The organism is Paraburkholderia sp. CNPSo 3272 (genome assembly GCF_024206495.1).
Taxonomy (GTDB): domain Bacteria; phylum Pseudomonadota; class Gammaproteobacteria; order Burkholderiales; family Burkholderiaceae; genus Paraburkholderia.
The window spans coordinates 403,137-418,425 of sequence record NZ_JAMBPQ010000003.1; the positions used below are offsets into that span (position 1 = coordinate 403,137).

Below are 15,289 nucleotides of genomic sequence, written 5' to 3' on the forward strand. Positions count from 1 at the left end.
AGCCGCCGACATCAAAGGCGTTCCGGTGCGAGCGCGGTCTCGACGACCTCGTCGCCGTCGGCGCTCACGCGCCATGCGCTAGCGCCGTCACGCCAGGCGAACACCCGATCGATGCGGGTATCGGCGTACAGCACCGCCGCGAAATCGTCGATCGCAACCGAGGGCGGCACGGCCCGCGCGCGCTGCGCGGCGTGCAGCGTTTCGCGCCGCTTCGGGTCGCTGCCGTAGTGCACGGCGCAGCCGCCGGGGAGAAACCCCAGGCATGGCAGCGGGCGGTAGGCGCCGCCCCAGAACGAGTCGGTGAGTCCGGCCTCGAACCAGCACATCGCGCCTGCGCTCATGCCGGCAAGCAGAATGCCCTGCTGCCACGCTTCGCGCAGCACGCCGTCGAGCGCCCATTCGCGCCACACCGCGAGCGCGGATTTCGTATTGCCGCCGCCGACGAATATCGCGTCCTGCTGCAACAGGGCTTCGCGATAGCTGGACGGTTTGATCGACCGGGAATCGGGCTGGCGGAAGAACGCCAGGTGAGACGTGTTGCAGCCGAGGGCGCCATACGTTTCGTGAAAACGGTCGATATGCGCGGGCAGATCGCCGCTTGGCGTGGCGAGAAAACAGACGGCCGGTTGTGTCTTCGCGGTTAAATCGCGAATGAGTCGATCGACCGGGGACGGCGTGCTCTCCATCATGAAGCCGCCGCCGCCGATTGCGAGGATTTGCCGCATGCGCTCTCCACGTAAGGCGAATGGCCGATGATAGCGCGGTGCCTGGCGCATTCGGGTTTGCCCCGTTCCGCGCGCCGCTCAGCGCGGGAAAGTACTCAGTTGTGCGGGCTACGATCGCGCTGCCGATCGTAGTATTCTCTAGCGACGCGGCCTCGGGGGGCGCTGATGTGCCATCGCGAAGCAGTCCAGACATCCACATAAAGAGGAGAGGTTGAATGAAGTTGAAGAAGCTCCTGTTCACAAGCGCGCTAGCCGTATCGGCACTCGGATTTACCGCCGTTTCCGCCCATGCGGAAGATCTGCTGGATTCGGTCAAACAGGCCGGGGTGCTGAAGATCGGTCTGGAAGGCACCTATCCCCCGTTCGATTCCCGTGACAGCAAGGGCGACCTCGTCGGCTTCGACGTGGACGTCGCGAAGGCCGTGGCGGCCAAGCTTGGGGTCAAGCCCGAGTTCATTCCCACCGAGTGGAGCGGCATTATCGCCGCGCTGCAGGCCGGCAAGTTCGACGTGATCGTCAATCAGGTGACCATTACGCCGCAACGTCAGCAGGCGCTCGACTTCAGCCAGCCGTACACGTACTCGGCCGCGCAGCTGATCCAGCGCTCCGACGACAAACGCGAATTCAAGACGCTCGACGAATTCAAGGGCGACAAGAAGCTCGGCGTGACGCTCGGCACCAACTATGACCAGATGGCGCGCGCCGTGCAGGGCATCAACGTGCAGACGTATCCCGGCGCGCCCGAGAAGCTGCGCGACCTGGCCGCGAAGCGCATCGACGCGACGATGGACGACCGCCTGATGCTGCCGTACATCATCAAGACGTCGAATCTGCCGCTGCGTCCGGGCGCCGTATTGCCGGGCGCCGATCAGCAAATGGCCATTCCGTTCCGCAAGGGCAATCCGAAGTTCGAGAAGGCGATCAACGACGCGCTCACTTCGCTCAAGCAGGACGGCACGCTCAAGAAGATCTCCATGCAGTGGTTCGGCCAGGACGTGACGCAACCGCTCGCGCACTAAGCTGCAGGCATTTCGCAATACTCGCGCCGGCCGCATTCATGGCCGGCGCGATCACTTCAACACCTCTTCCTACCGCGCTGCCTGCGTCTTGGTCCGCATCTTCGCGACCTCTGCTGCGCCCACCGCGCCTGCCTTGTTGTTCCAGCCCGCACGAACGAACGTGAGCACATCGGCGATCTGCTTGTCGCTTAGGACACCTGCATAAGCGGGCATGGGGTACGGCGCGGGCATGCCCTGGATCACGAGATCCCCGGTGCCGTTGAGCGTGACGTTGATGAGCGACGACGCGTCCTTCTCCAGCACGTTCGGATTGCCCGCGAGCGGCGCGAACATCGGCGCGAAGCCGCGCCCGTCGGCGCCGTGGCAATGCATGCAATACGCCGTGTAGACGCGCGCGCCCGCATCGTTCGCCGGACGCGAGAGCGACACTTTCGTCGCCTGCGCGTCATAGGCGTAGGCCGGTCCGCCGTCGTCGCCCTTCGCCGGCAGCGACTTCAGGTAGAGCGCGATCGCGTTGACGTCCGCGTCGTTCATGGCCTGGGTGCTCTTGTTGACCACATCGGTCATTGCGCCGAACGCCGAGGCGTGCTGATTTGCACCGGTCTTCAGGAACTGCGCGAGGTCCGCTGCGCTCCAGCGCCCGAGGCCCGTGTTGTGCGCGCCGGTCAGGTTCGAGGCGAACCAGCCGTCGAGCAGGGCGCCCGTGAGCCAGGCGTCGCCGCTTTCGTCTAGCGCTTTCTCGTTGAAGCCGATGCCGCGTGGCGTATGGCACGAGCCGCAATGGCCGAGACCCTGCACGAGGTACGCGCCGCGGTTCCATGCCGCGTCTTTGCCCGCTTTGTCCTGGTACGCGCCCTTTTCGAGGAAGACGGCGTTCCAGATCTTGAGCGGCCAGCGCATGTTCATCGGCCACTTGATGTCGGCGTCGCGGTTGCTCTGCTTGACCGGTTGCACGCCTTGCATGAAGTACGCGTAGAGCGCGGCGACGTCCTCGTCGCGCACCTTCGCATACGAGGGATAAGGCATCGCCGGATAGAGGTTGTGGCCGTCCCTGGCGACGCCCTCGCGCATGGCGCGCGCGAAGTCCGCTTGCGTGTAGCCGCCAATGCCGGTGTCCGGGTCGGGCGTGATGTTGGTCGAGTAGATGCGGCCAAGCGGTGTGCTCATCGGCAGGCCGCCTGCAAACGGCTTGCCGTGAGGCGCGGTGTGGCACGCCGCGCAGTCGCCCACGACGGCGAGGTAGGCGCCGTGCTGGATCGTGGCGGCGTCCGCGGTGCCCGCGGCGAGCGCGGGGCGCGCGCACACGCACGCAAATGCCGCGAGCGCGAGCGCTGCGCCGGCAACGCGGCGCAGGCCGCGGGCTCGTTGGGATGCGTCGATCGTTTTCGTCATGGTTCGCTCCCTCAAGCCGACTGCGCGGACGCGCCCGCGTTCGCGAGCTGGCGGCCCACGGGCAAGTGCCGCAGACGCTTTCCGGTCGCCGCATAGATCGCATTGGCGACGGCCGGTATGACCGCCGCGGTCCCGGGCTCGCCGATCCCGCCGGGCGCTTCGGCGCTCTTTACCAGATGCACCTCGATCACCGGCATCTGGTCGATGCGCATGATCCGGTAGTCGGTGAAGTTGGTTTGCATGACGCGTCCGCGCTCGATCGTGATCTCGCCCCATAGCGCCGCCGTGATGCCGAACACGATGCCGCCCTGGATCTGCGCCTCGATGGTCTCGGGATTCACGGCCATGCCGCAATCCACGGCGCACACCACGCGGTCCACGCGCACTTCGCCGTCGTCGACGGTGACGTCCGCGACCATGCTGAGGAAGCTGCCGAACGCGTGCATCACTGCGACGCCGCGCCCTTGGCCCTTCGGCATGGGCGGCCCCCAATTTGCGGCGCGCGTGGCCACGTCGAGCACATTGAGTGCGCGCGGCGACTTGCCGAGCAGATTGCGGCGGTAGGTGACCGCATCGGTTTTCGCGGCCACGGCCAGTTCGTCGACGAAGCTCTCGACCACGAACGTGCCGCGCGTGGGCCCTACGCCGCGCCAAAACGCGGTGGGCACCGCATGCGGCTCCTGGCGCACGTATTCGATCAACTGGTTCGGCAGGTCGTAGGGGAGGTCGGCGGCCACTTCCACGGCGTCCGGATCGACGCCGTGCTGGAACGCGGGGGGCGCGAAGCGCGCCATGATCGACGAGCCCGCGATACGGTGCTGCCAGGCCACGGGCTTGCCGTTCGCGTCGAGGCCGGCGGACAGGCGGTCGTAGTAATAAGGCCGGTACATGTCGTGCTGAATGTCCTCCTCGCGCGTATAGAAGACCTTGACCGGCACGCCGAGCTGTTTGGCGATCTTGACGGCCTGGGTAATGAAATCGGTTTCGAGTCGCCGCCCGAAGCCGCCGCCAAGCAGGTGATTGTGCAGTGTGACCTGCTCGGGCTTCAGACCTGTGACGGCCACGGCCGCATCCACGGCGCGCGTGGGTACCTGGCTGCCCACCCAGATTTCGCAGCTATTGGGTTGCACGTGGACCGTGCAGTTGACCGGCTCCATCGTTGCGTGCGCAAGGAACGGCTGTTGATAAACGGCGTCGATGCGCGTTTTTGCGGTGCCGAACCCCTGCTGCACGTCGCCGTCCTTGCGCGCGACGGCGCCTTCGCGTTGCGAGGCGCTCGCGAGATCGGCGACGATCTGCTGCATCGAAACGGTCGCGCCCGCGCCTTCGTTCCACTCGACGACGAGCGCCGCGGCGCCCCGTTTGGCGGCCCACGTGTGCGCGCCGATCACGGCCACGGCGTTGTCGATCTTCACGACCTGCGTGACGCCGGGAACCTGCTTTGCGTGCGTGTCGTCGACCTTCGCGAGCGTGCCGCCGAACACAGGGCAGTTCACGATGGCGGCGTAGACCATGTCGGGCAGGCGCACGTCGAGGCCGAAAAGCGCCGAGCCGTCGACCTTCTCGGGCGAGTCGAGGCGCTTCGTGGGCTTGCCGACCAGCGTGAAGTCTTTCGGGTCCTTGAGCGCGACCTTCTGCGGCACGGGCAGATGGGCGGCCGCATCGACGAGCTGGCCATAGGCGATGCGCCGGCCGCTCGCGTCGTGCAGCACCTCGCCCGCTTTGGCGTGGCAGGTGGCGGGATCGACTTGCCACTGCTGTGCCGCCGCCTGGATTAGAACGGTGCGCGCGGCGGCGCCCGCTTCGCGCATGGGCTGCCAGGCAAAGCGAATCGACGTCGAGCCGCCCGTAAGCTGACCGCCCAGCAGCGGATCGGTGAAGAGCTTCGCATTGGGCGGCGCGTGATCGATCGTGACGCTATCGAGCGGCACTTCGAGTTCTTCCGCAATCAGCATCGGAATCGAGGTGTACACGCCTTGCCCCATCTCCACCTTCGGGACGATGAGCGTGACCTTGCCCGAGCGGTCGATCTGCACGAACGCGTTCGGCTCGAACACGCCGTCTTGCGGGGCTTCGTTGCCGTCGCCGCCAACGACCGATCGACGCGTCTGGCTGTCGCCCTGCGCGCCGGCCGAAAAGCTGATGCCGAGCAGCAGGCCGCCGCCTGCCGCCGCGCCGAGCTTGAGAAACGTGCGGCGCGAGAGCGGGCCGCTTGCGGTGACGTGAAGCTTGCGTTCTGGCGCGCCGTTTTGCGCATCGAGGAGACCCTGTGACATCTCAGGCCTCCTTCGCGGCTTGCTTGATGGCGGCGCGAATGCGCGCATAGGTGCCACAGCGGCAGATGTTGCCCGCCATGGCGGCGTCGATATCCGCGTCGCTCGGGTCCGGGTTCGCGGCGATGAGCGCTGTCGCAGACATCACCTGCCCCGATTGACAGTAGCCGCACTGCACGACGTCGATCTCGCGCCAGGCCTTCTGCACCTTCTGTCCAGCGGGGGTGGCGCCGATCGCCTCGATGGTGGTGATCTTGCGGCCCGCAATGGCCGCGACGGGCAGCACGCACGAGCGCGCCGCCTCGCCGTCGAGATGCACCGTGCATGCGCCGCACTGTGCAATACCGCAGCCGAACTTCGTGCCGGTGAGGCCGACAATGTCGCGCAGAACCCAGAGCAGCGGCATGTCGGGCGGCGCGTCGACCGTATGAGTTTCTCCGTTGATTGTTAGCGTCGTCATCCAGCGGCTCTCCGAGAGTGGGGATTTGTCATTTCGATCGTGCAATCGAAGCGTCCGCGCACTGGCTGTTTCGCCTGGGTTGCCTAATGGGCAAGCCAAAGCGCAAGACCCGTGGGCACGGCCTTTCGAAAACCGCTCGAGTGTAGCGCCACCTTTAAATACGTGCAGAAAACGGTCCGCCGAGCTTTCCTGCGGCGCCGAACAGGCAGACATACCTTGACTTCCGTTTAGATGACGATCCCCGTCTAAACAACATCACGCGCGAGGACGCGTTCCGGGCGGTCGTGGACGCATACAAGTCCACCGGTCATCGCGACGCGCGCGGCGGCGTCGCGCGGGCGCGAGAATGCGAAGAGCCACGCAGCAAGCGATCACTGGATCGCCGAGCGTTTGCTCAAGTGGTTAGGCGTGCAGATCATTCATTCTTTTCCGAATGGCTGATCTTCCCGTGGGGGCGCGACACGATCGGCTCAGCACGCCGCGTTCATCGCGGCCGTGCAGCGCACCTATGGCGCGGGGCAGGGCGCGCGCTTCAGCAGCTACTGAGGTGAACGCCATGTACATGTCCACGCCGCAGTTCATCAACGCGGACGAATCGGGTCTGGGGGCGGATATCAGCGGCAGTTGTCGTCGACGACGAATCAGCAGACGGTTGTCGCGATCGACATGCGGCACCGGTTCCAGGCGACGTGCAGCCTAAAACAGGCTGACTACGCTGACGATGCTGCTCACGCCGGTGTCAGCGATAACACCGGCGCCAGCACCGGCGCCGGCGAGCATCGTCCCGCGGCACACCGGCGCGCCGCAGCGGCAGATGTATTCGCGCACGGTGTCTTCGCAGGCGTCGTCGGGCAATTCGAGCGCGTAGTCGATGAACAGCTCTTCGCCTGGCAGGATGTCGCGGCACGCGTCGATGAACACGTGGCCGTTGATTTCGATGGTTTCGCAGTTCGCCTGGCACGCGTGATTGAGCCAGCGCGCCCAGTTGCCGCCCTGGCCGCCGTCGATCACGCGGCCATCGGAAAGGCCGAAGAGAAACGTATGCGCGCCGTCTTCACGCAGACGATAACGCCGCGCTGCGCTGCGCCAGCTCATGATCTTGCCTTTGTACTCGAAGATGCGCTCGCCGGCCCGCAGCGGGCGCAACGCATAGACGCCTTTTCCGTGCACCGGCGACTGCCGGACAGTCATTCGTTTGCTCATGGCCATCTTCGCGCGTTGAACGCATGCAGTATAAGCGGCCACGATGAAAGCGAGTGATGAAAATGGATATGCGCAGCGACGCTGCGTATTGCGCCTTCGCACACTGCGTGCACCGTATTGAGGCGGGCAGCGCAAGACTCTTCGCTTCTAACAAGTGTGCGCTCCACAGTTGACCTCGCGGGCAGGATCAGGGCAACATACCCGGGTTTCTTTCGCGGGTTTCCGGATCCAATTCTCGAGTGGGTATATGGCAAGCACGAATGAGCCAGGCGCAGATGCCTCGCTGACCTATCGGCTGAAGGCATTGACCAAGATCGCCGACCGCATGAGCAGCGAGATGTCGCGCGACAAGCTAGGTGTGCCGTATCCGGAGGCGAGCATCATCGCCGCGATCGGCACGTTTGGTCCGCAAACCGTGATGGATATCTCGCGGCGTGCCAACCTCGACAAGAGTCAGGCGAGCCGCACGGTCGAGGCCATGCTCTCGAAGGAGATCCTCGCGCGCACGGGCAACGACAAGGACGGGCGCAGCGTCATCATTTCGCTCACCGCCGAAGGCCGCAAGATTTTCAAGAAGATCGGCCCGACGTTGGACAAGCGCGAAAGCGACCTTTACCACGGGCTGAACGAGGCCGAGCGCGTCGCGCTGCGCTTCCTGCTCGACAAGATCCTCGCGTCACACGGCTGGGACGCTACTCCCTGACCGCCTCCTGGTCCGTGCATGAATTTCCGGTACGCGATCAGTCATTGAATCGTCATCAAATTGCCATCGTTGGCGACGACATGTCCCCAACGAACGGGCTATTTTCGGCACCACGGTTGACTTGTCATGTAACTGAAGGCGGCCGGCAGGGAGCGCAGAAAATCGAGGCAACGATGTTCAGGAACATTAGATATCTGGGCCTGGTGGTGAATCGCACGCGCGTGCAGACCGCGCGAGTCATCGCCTGCGAAGCCCCGCACGCCCGGCCGCTATGACTGCTTCGGCGCCTGGATCATCTTCCAGCCGTTGCCGGCAGGATCCCGGAAACCCGCGTCGACGCTGCCGTAGCGGTCCACAGGCTCCTGGGTGAATTCCACACCCAGGCCCTTCAGGCGCTCGTAGCTCGCGCGGCAGTTCTCAACGGCGAGCACGAGGGGCGGCATGGCGCCCTTGGCGACCATAGCGCGCAGCGTTTGCGCGGTGGCCTCATCGTGCACGGGCGGCCCGGGCAGGAAGAGCCCGAGCTGGAACGATAGCTGCTCCGGGTGCTGGACCGTGAGCCAGCGGTACGCGCCATTACGCACGTCGGTATGCACACGGAATCCGAGCTTGTCGACGTAGAACTTGAGCGCCTCGTCCTGGTCGTCGACGTACAGGCCCACCACATTGATACCCTGATTCATGACACCTCCCTGGTTAGTGACTGCACTTCAGGGCCGCACTTTAGCGTTGCCCGCGCGCCGGCGCTTCTCCAAAACTGCTGTGGTGAGATCGGGCCGCTGCGCGGCCTTCAGCACGCAAGCGGGTACGCGGTCGATCTCGGGCAGGTTGGCCCGCGCCTGAACGCGCATGGCGCTGGGGCTCGAGCCGGTCACGTCGCGGAAGGTGCGGCCAAAGGTGCCAAGACTCTCCCAGCCGGTGGCGAAGGCGATATCCGTGATGTCGAGATCGGTGTCGCGCAGCAGGGTGGTGGCTTGCTCGATGCGCCGCGTGAGCAGATAGCGATGCGGCGGGAGGCCGAAGGCGCGCTTGAAGGAGCGCGCAAAATGCGCTTCGGAAACGCCACTGACCTCGGCCAGGCGCTTGACGGGCCAGGCCTCGTGAGAGGCGGCGTCCATGCGATCCTTCGCGCGCAACAGACGGCGCAGCAGGGCCGGGTCCAGCAGGGGATCGACTTGGTGCGGTTCGGGATGCGCATCGGAGAGCGTGGGCGCCTCGGCGTGGAGGGCTGCGCTAGCTGGCATGCAATCGTCTGGAGTGGGCGGCATGCCGGTAGTTTAGGCCCAACGGCGATCGATGGCCGACGATTGGCCTTGATCAGTTGGGCCTGCGAGGCGTCGCTCACTGCGATTCGACGAACTGGATGATCTCGCCGTTGTCGCGCTTGAGGTACAGGTCGGCGCCTTTCATCCGCACTTCGTTGCACGAATACGGAATCTTGCTGCCTTTGCTGCAGATCTTGCCGTCCTCGGCTTTCCAGTCGCCGTGGTCGGCAAAGCCCTTGCTCGACTTGAAGTCGTAGTCGCCGTTATTGCCGTACTGCACATGCCACGTGCTGCCGTCGGCGATCTTGATGTCGAACGCCTTGCCGGAGAGGCGTTGCTGGATGTCGGCCGCGCTGGGGCTGGCGGAACCGTCCGGGAATGCCGCCGAGTCCGCAAAAGCCGCAGCGGGAACGATGAGCAGGAGGGCAAGCAGCTTCTTCATGGGAGGTCTCCTGAAAAGCCCGGTTACTGCCTTGCATCGACACGATGGAGCGGCGCGCTCGTCCGGGGCATAGCCCGATGGCTGGCGTGGAGGCGGGCGTTGCGTGTTTCGCGTGACCTTTTCACTATAGCGCTGGGCGCTTGCGCCAATGTGGCCTGGCGCACACAAGGCGTGTAACCGGAGCCGCACGTCGATGCCCGCGCATCGTTGCGCATGCCCCCGAGGCGCGCTGGCGGCCCCTGAAACGACTGCCCGCCACGACGTTACTTTAGCCGTCCTGCGAGGAACTGCTGGAGCCGCTCGCTGCGCGGCGCATTGAGCACTTCCTTGGGGTCGCCTTGCTCTTCGATCTTTCCCTTGTGCAGAAACACGACGTGATTCGACACGTTGCGCGCGAAGCCCATCTCGTGCGTGACGACGATCATGGTGCGGCCTTCTTCCGCGAGCTTCTGCATGACCTTGAGCACTTCGCCCACGAGTTCGGGGTCGAGCGCGGAAGTGGGCTCGTCGAACAGCATCACTTCGGGCTCCATGGCCAGCGCGCGTGCAATCGCCACGCGCTGCTGCTGGCCGCCGGAAAGATGCGAGGGGTACTTGTCCTCGACGCCGGCAGCCAGCCCTACCTTGTCGAGGTACTTGCGCGCGCGGGCCTCGGCCTCGCTGCGGGAGAGGCCAAGCACGCTGAGCGGCGCCTCGATGATGTTCTCGAGCACGGTCATGTGCGCCCAGAGATTGAAGTGTTGAAAGACCATCGAAAGGCGCGTGCGCATCTTCTGGAGCTGCTTCGGATCGCTCACGCGCAGCGCGCCGCCGCGGTCGGCGCTCGTGCGGATCTCCTCGCCGTTGAGCGTGATGCGTCCCGAGCAGGGCGATTCGAGAAAGTTAATGCAACGCAGGAACGTGCTCTTTCCCGAACCGCTCGATCCGATCAGGCTGATTACGTCGCCAGCCTTTGCCTTGAGCGATACGCCCTTCAAAACCTCGTTCTCGCCGAACTTCTTGTGCAGGTCGTCGACAATCAGCTTGTACATACTCGGTTCACTCCATCAGGACTGAAATTCTTAATGGCCTTGCGGCTTCAAATAGGCCAGCACACGTGTTTCGAGGCGGCGGAAACCCCAGATCAGGGCGAAGACGATGGACGCATAGAGCGCCGCTGCGATGCCGTACGCCTGGAACGTCATATAGGTGGCGGAATTCGCGTCGCGCGCCACTTTCAGGATGTCGGGCACGGTCGCGGTGAAAGCCAGCGTCGTGGCGTGCAGCATGAGAATCACTTCGTTGCTGTACGAGGGCAGCGCGCGCCGCAACGCGGAAGGCAGGATGATGCGCGTGTAGATCCTGGTCTTCGACATGCCATACGCCTGGGCCGCTTCAATCTCGCCATACGCGGTCTCGCGAATCGCGCCCGCGAAAATCTCGGTGGCATAAGCGCACTCGTTCAATGCAAACGCGAGCAGCGTGCAGTTCATGGCACTGCGAAAGAAGTCGCCAAGTACCGGATTGGCCTGCACGAAGTGCAGACTGTAGAGGCCGGTGTAGAAGAGCAGCAACTGCACGTAGAGCGGGGTGCCGCGGAACACGTAGGTATAGACCCAAACCGGCCGCGAAAGCCACGGGTTGCGCGACGCGCGCGCAATGGCGAGCGGCACGGCGAGCAGGAAGCCCGCCACGATCGACACCACCAGCAGCCAGAGCGTGATGGCGAGGCCGCTCGTGTTGAAACCGTCGCTGTACAGATAGTTGGGCCAGTATTGACGAAGCAGTTCGATCACAGCGCTGCCCTCCGCACACCAGTCGAGTAGCGCTTTTCGAGGCGGTGCAATGCCAGGTTGGAAACCGTCGTGATGGCGAGATAAATCGCGCCGGTCACGAGCGTGAAAAAGAAGAACGCCTGGGTGGCCTTGCCCGCATCCTGCGCGGCCTTCACCACATCGGCGAGACCGATGATCGAAACCAGTGCCGTGGCCTTCACGAGCACCTGCCAGTTATTGCCGATGCCTGGCAGCGCGAAACGCATCATCTGTGGAAACAGGATGCGTGTGAACACGCGCGTGGAACTCATGCCGTATGCAAAGCCGGCTTCAATCTGCCCGCGCGGCACCGCGAGAAACGCGCCGCGGAAAGTCTCGGTGAAATACGCCCCGTAAATGAAGCCGAGCGTGATGACGCCGGCAACGAACGGGTCGATGTCGATCTGGTCCATGCCCATCATGTCAGTCACGTCGTTGAGCCAGATCTGGATGCTGTAGAACAGCAGCAGCATGAGCACGAGATCGGGCACCGCGCGAATGAGCGTGGTGTACGCCGTGCCGATGCGCGAGAGCATGCGGTTGGGTGAGAGCTTCGCGGCAGCACCCGCAAGCCCGAGCAGAAACGCGGCGCCGAGCGAAAGCACCGCGAGCTTGATGGTTTCCCACGTGCCCGCAAGGAGCAGCGGGCCGAAGCCTTGAAAGACCATGGAATGTTGTCCTTGTTCAGGGGAGCAGCGCTCCCTCTGGTTGTTGCAGATGAAGACGGCGCGCTTAACCGCCGTACACGTCGAAGTCGAAATACTTCGACTCGATCTTCCTGTACGTGCCGTCCTTGATCATGTCGGCGATGGTCTTGTCGATCTTCGCCTTGAGGTCGGCATCTTCCTTGCGCAGGCCGATGGCAGCGGCGCCCGTGGGAATTTCCGCGCCTGCGAATGCAAAGCCTGCGCCGCGCGGCGTCTTCAGGAAGCCGAGATTGGCCTGCACTTCGTCTTGCAGCGCGGCGTCGAGGCGTCCCGACTGCAGATCCAGATAGACCTGGTCCTGGTTCTGGTAGGGAATGACGTTGATGCCCTTGGGCGCCCAGTTCTGCTTCGCGTAGGTCTCCTGAATCGAGCCTTGTTCGACGCCTACCGTCTTGCCTTGCAGCGAAGCGATGGTCGGCTGCAGCGGCGAGCCCTGCTTCGCGACGAGGCGCGTCGGCGTGTTGAAGAGCTTGGCCGAGAAGGCGATCTGCTGCTCGCGCTGCGGGGTGATCGTGAGCGCGGACAGCGCGCCGTCGAACTTCTTGGCCTTGAGGCCCGGAATCATGCCGTCGAAATCCTGCTCGACCCATACGCACCTGGCGTTCAGGCGCCGGCAGATCTCGTTGCCGAGGTCGATGTCGAAACCGACCAGCTTGCCATCGGTCGCCTTCGACTCGAACGGTGCGTAGCTCGCGTCGGTGCCGAAGCGGATGGTGGACCAGTCTTTCGCATACGCACCACCTGCGGCAAGGGCGAGGGCGACACACAAGGCGAGTTTCTTCATGAAGTCTCCGATAAGAATGGTTGGCGTGTGCCCGGTCATGGACTGGAGGTTTGGGCCGGCAAGTTGTCTATACAATTATCGATGTGTCGCAAAGAGCGACAATCGGTGTTATCACCTGGTGCGTTTCGATGGCTGTAATCGAGCAATGAATTAATTCAGGCGTTATGAGGCAGAGGTACGGGTATACGTGGAGCAGATTGAACTTGTATAGACAAGCTCGCTTCGGTAATCTAATTCCACCTTGTCCAGACAACTTTGACTTCGCAATGAACCTCAAACTCACTCCCGGCCACCTGACCCTGTCCCAACTGCGCCAGATCGCGCGTGCCCATGAAAACGGTGGCGTGAAGCTCGAGCTCGATCCGGCCAGCTTCGCGGCCATCGACGCGGGCGCACGCGCCGTTGCCGAGATCACGGCGAAGGGCGAGCCCGCCTATGGCATCAATACGGGTTTCGGGCGTCTGGCGAGCACGCATATTCCGCGTGAGCAGCTCGAACTCCTGCAGCGCAATCTGGTGCTTTCGCATGCCGTGGGCGTGGGCGAGCCGATGTCGCGCCCGGTCGTGCGTCTCTTGATGGCGTTGAAGCTGTCGAGCCTGGGCCGCGGTCATTCGGGCATCCGCCGCGAAGTGATGGACGCGCTCATCACGCTGTTCAACGCCGACGTGCTGCCTGTGATTCCCGTGAAGGGCTCGGTGGGCGCTTCGGGCGACCTCGCGCCGCTCGCGCATATGTCCTGCGTTTTGCTGGGCGTGGGCGACGTGTTCGCAAAGGGAGAGCGCATGAGCGCCGTCGAAGGCTTGCGTCTCGTCGGCCTCAAGCCGCTCGCGCTGCAGGCCAAGGAAGGTCTCGCACTGCTCAACGGCACGCAGGCTTCGGCCGCACTCGCGATCTACAACATGTTCGCGATCGAAGACCTGTACCGCACGGCACTCGTCTCGGGCGCGCTCTGCGTGGATGCGGCGGCCGGTTCGGTGAAGCCGTTCGACGCGCGCATTCATGAGCTGCGCGGCCATCGCGGCCAGATCGAGGCGGCTGCGGCCTATCGCACGCTGCTCGAAGGCTCGGCGATCAACCTCTCGCACCGCGACTGCGGCAAGGTCCAGGACCCGTACTCGCTGCGCTGCCAGCCGCAGGTGATGGGCGCGTGTCTGGACCAGATGCGCCACGCGGCGCAGGTCCTGCTCATCGAGGCGAACGCGGTGTCGGACAATCCGCTGATCTTTCCCGAAACGAATGAAGTGCTCTCGGGCGGCAACTTCCACGCGGAACCGGTGGCCTTCGCCGCCGACAATCTCGCGCTGGCCGCCGCCGAAATCGGCGCACTGGCCGAGCGCCGCATCGCGCTGCTCATCGACGCGACGCTCTCTGGCCTGCCGCCATTCCTCGTGAAGGACGGCGGCGTGAACTCGGGCTTCATGATCGCGCACGTCACCGCGGCTGCGCTGGCATCGGAAAACAAGACGCTCGCGCATCCGGCTTCGGTCGATTCGCTGCCGACCTCGGCAAACCAGGAAGACCACGTTTCGATGGCGACGTTCGCCGCGCGCAAGCTCGCCGACATCGCCGAGAACACGGCCAACATCCTCGCGATCGAACTGCTCGCCGCGGCCCAGGGCGTGGACCTGCGCGCGCCGCATCACACGAGCCCGGCGCTCGCGCATGTGATGCAGTCGGTGCGCGCCGAGGTGCCGCATTACGACCTCGACCGCTACTTCGCGCCGGATATCGAGGCGATGACGAATCTGGTGCAGAGCGGCGCGATCGCCAAACACAGCCCGCTGGCGTTCGAGTCCGAGCAATAAGCGCTGAACGCCAAATAAAAACAGTTATCCTGAATAACATCCGAGACGAAGACGTTATGAACCAACCGAACTTCACCGACCCGCGCCTCGACCCGACCCGCACGATCCGCGCGCCGCGCGGCAGCGAGAAGGTCTGCAAGACCTGGCTGGCGGAAGCCGCCTACCGGATGATCCAGAATAATCTGGACCCCGAAGTCGCCGAGCATCCGCATGCGCTCGTGGTGTATGGCGGCATCGGCCGCGCCGCGCGCAACTGGGAGTGCTTCGACCAGATCCTCGCGTCGCTGAAGGACCTGAACGAGGACGAAACGCTGCTGATCCAGTCGGGCAAGCCCGTGGGCGTGTTCCGCACGCACGCGGACGCCCCGCGCGTGCTGCTCGCGAACTCGAACCTCGTGCCGCACTGGGCCACGTGGGAACACTTCCACGAACTGGACCGCAAGGGCCTCATGATGTACGGCCAGATGACCGCGGGCAGCTGGATCTACATCGGCTCGCAGGGCATCGTGCAGGGCACCTACGAGACGTTCTATTCGGTCGCGAACCAGCACTTCAACGGCGACCCGAAGGGCCGCTGGATCCTCACGGGCGGCCTCGGCGGCATGGGCGGCGCACAGCCGCTCGCGGCGACGATGGCGGGCTTCTCGATGATCGCGGTGGAATGCGACGAGACGCGCATCGACTTCCGCCTGAAGACGCGCTACGTGGACCGCAAGGC

15 protein-coding genes and 1 pseudogene are annotated in these 15,289 nt (G+C 64.3%); 4 read left to right on the plus strand and 12 right to left on the minus strand.

What is annotated here, in order from left to right:
• Positions 1-11: 11 nt before the first annotated feature.
• Complete coding sequence (locus M3I53_RS06185) at positions 12-725, minus strand: peptidase E (RefSeq protein WP_254315079.1); 714 nt, start codon at positions 723-725, stop codon at positions 12-14.
• Positions 726-940: 215 nt separating this feature from the next.
• On the opposite strand from M3I53_RS06185, the gene M3I53_RS06190 reads away from it, so the two are divergent.
• Positions 941-1,744: a transporter substrate-binding domain-containing protein gene (locus tag M3I53_RS06190; RefSeq protein ID WP_069263183.1), complete on the plus strand. Its 804-nt coding sequence runs from the start codon at positions 941-943 to the stop codon at positions 1,742-1,744.
• Positions 1,745-1,813: 69 nt separating this feature from the next.
• Here M3I53_RS06190 and M3I53_RS06195 read toward each other — a convergent pair whose 3' ends face one another.
• The 4 genes from M3I53_RS06195 to M3I53_RS06215 all read right to left on the minus strand — a co-directional run bounded on the left by M3I53_RS06195 (position 1,814) and on the right by M3I53_RS06215 (position 7,072).
• Positions 1,814-3,136, minus strand: a complete 1,323-nt coding sequence (locus tag M3I53_RS06195; RefSeq protein WP_254315080.1) for a cytochrome c — start codon at positions 3,134-3,136, stop codon at positions 1,814-1,816.
• Positions 3,137-3,147: 11 nt separating this feature from the next.
• Positions 3,148-5,412, minus strand: a complete 2,265-nt coding sequence (locus tag M3I53_RS06200; protein WP_254315081.1) for a xanthine dehydrogenase family protein molybdopterin-binding subunit — start codon at positions 5,410-5,412, stop codon at positions 3,148-3,150.
• Position 5,413: 1 nt separating this feature from the next.
• A complete protein-coding gene (locus M3I53_RS06205) occupies positions 5,414-5,869 on the minus strand; it encodes a (2Fe-2S)-binding protein (protein WP_254315082.1) in 456 nt (151 codons plus the stop codon).
• Positions 5,870-6,565: 696 nt separating this feature from the next.
• Entirely contained in the window at positions 6,566-7,072 is a 507-nt protein-coding gene (locus tag M3I53_RS06215; protein ID WP_254315083.1) for an SET domain-containing protein, read from the minus strand.
• Positions 7,073-7,319: 247 nt separating this feature from the next.
• Here M3I53_RS06215 and M3I53_RS06220 point away from each other — a divergent pair, with 247 nt between their 5' ends.
• The gene (locus tag M3I53_RS06220) at positions 7,320-7,775 is read left to right on the plus strand and encodes a MarR family winged helix-turn-helix transcriptional regulator (protein WP_028206875.1); all 456 of its coding nucleotides are present in this window, start codon (positions 7,320-7,322) and stop codon (positions 7,773-7,775) included.
• Between the two features lie 269 nt (positions 7,776-8,044).
• On the opposite strand, the gene M3I53_RS06225 is transcribed toward M3I53_RS06220, so the two are convergent.
• The 7 genes from M3I53_RS06225 to M3I53_RS06255 form a co-directional block, all read right to left on the minus strand.
• Positions 8,045-8,458, minus strand: a complete 414-nt coding sequence (locus M3I53_RS06225) for a VOC family protein (RefSeq protein ID WP_254315084.1) — start codon at positions 8,456-8,458, stop codon at positions 8,045-8,047.
• 27 nt (positions 8,459-8,485) lie between these two features.
• Positions 8,486-9,019, minus strand: coding sequence for a helix-turn-helix domain-containing protein (locus tag M3I53_RS06230; RefSeq protein ID WP_254315085.1), 534 nt, complete (start codon positions 9,017-9,019; stop codon positions 8,486-8,488).
• A gap of 97 nt (positions 9,020-9,116) precedes the next feature.
• Positions 9,117-9,482, minus strand: a complete 366-nt coding sequence (locus tag M3I53_RS06235) for a hypothetical protein (RefSeq protein WP_254315086.1) — start codon at positions 9,480-9,482, stop codon at positions 9,117-9,119.
• A gap of 263 nt (positions 9,483-9,745) precedes the next feature.
• The gene (locus M3I53_RS06240) at positions 9,746-10,513 is read right to left on the minus strand and encodes an ABC transporter ATP-binding protein (protein ID WP_254315087.1); all 768 of its coding nucleotides are present in this window, start codon (positions 10,511-10,513) and stop codon (positions 9,746-9,748) included.
• A 30-nt stretch (positions 10,514-10,543) separates the two neighbouring features.
• Positions 10,544-11,257: an ABC transporter permease gene (locus tag M3I53_RS06245; RefSeq protein WP_254315088.1), complete on the minus strand. Its 714-nt coding sequence runs from the start codon at positions 11,255-11,257 to the stop codon at positions 10,544-10,546.
• Positions 11,254-11,943 (minus strand): ABC transporter permease, encoded by a 690-nt coding sequence (locus M3I53_RS06250; RefSeq protein ID WP_254315089.1) that lies wholly within the window; start codon positions 11,941-11,943, stop codon positions 11,254-11,256. The genes M3I53_RS06245 and M3I53_RS06250 overlap by 4 nt, the downstream gene beginning before the upstream one ends.
• Before the next feature lie 64 nt (positions 11,944-12,007).
• Positions 12,008-12,766: an ABC transporter substrate-binding protein gene (locus M3I53_RS06255; protein WP_254315090.1), complete on the minus strand. Its 759-nt coding sequence runs from the start codon at positions 12,764-12,766 to the stop codon at positions 12,008-12,010.
• A gap of 266 nt (positions 12,767-13,032) precedes the next feature.
• Between M3I53_RS06255 and hutH the strand changes: the two genes are divergently transcribed.
• Positions 13,033-14,571 (plus strand): histidine ammonia-lyase, encoded by a 1,539-nt coding sequence (gene hutH / locus M3I53_RS06260; RefSeq protein ID WP_254315091.1) that lies wholly within the window; start codon positions 13,033-13,035, stop codon positions 14,569-14,571.
• A gap of 56 nt (positions 14,572-14,627) precedes the next feature.
• Positions 14,628-15,289 (plus strand): annotated as a pseudogene (locus tag M3I53_RS06265) (urocanate hydratase); the annotation flags it as partial.